Annotated in this window: 1 protein-coding gene and 1 pseudogene; both read left to right on the forward strand. The window is 69.9% G+C overall.

The genetic code is table 11. From position 1 onward, the window contains the following. Positions 1-47: 47 nt before the first annotated feature. The coding region (locus BHU15_RS41920) for an aminotransferase class I/II-fold pyridoxal phosphate-dependent enzyme (RefSeq protein WP_438285008.1) at positions 48-354 on the forward strand (307 nt) is incomplete at its 3' end. A gap of 2 nt (positions 355-356) precedes the next feature. Then, a pseudogene (locus BHU15_RS41925) lies at positions 357-547 on the forward strand (aminotransferase class I/II-fold pyridoxal phosphate-dependent enzyme); the annotation flags it as partial.

Genomic DNA, 547 nt, shown 5'->3' on the forward strand with positions numbered 1-547 from the left:
CCTCCGTACGACCTCCCGACGACCCCTCACCACCCCCGGAGCCCCGCATGTACGCGTCCGTCCGTGACGACCTTCGTGCCACCCTCGACGAGATCCGCGACGCCGGTCTCTTCAAGCCCGAGCGCGTCATCTCCACCCCGCAGAACGCCTCGGTCTCCGTCTCCGCCGGCACCGGCGACGTCCTCAACTTCTGCGCCAACAACTACCTCGGCCTCGCCGACCACCCCGACGTCGTCGCCGCGGCGAAGGACGCGCTCGACCGGTGGGGCTACGGCATGGCCTCCGTACGCTTCATCTGCGGCACCCAGGAGATCCACAAGGAGCTGGAGCAGCGCCTGTCCTCGTTCCTCGGCCNNACGGCGGCGTGTTCGAGACCCTCCTCGGCCCCGAGGACGCCGTCATCTCCGACGCCCTCAACCACGCCAGCATCATCGACGGCATCCGCCTCTCCAAGGCCCGCCGCCTGCGGTACGCCAACCGCGACCTCGCCGAGCTGGAAACGTGCCTCAAGGAGGCGCAGGACGCGCGCCGCCGTCTCATCGTCACG

Origin of the sequence: Streptomyces niveus, from assembly GCF_001723055.1 — a bacterium.
In the GTDB taxonomy this organism is placed as follows: domain Bacteria; phylum Actinomycetota; class Actinomycetes; order Streptomycetales; family Streptomycetaceae; genus Streptomyces; species Streptomyces niveus.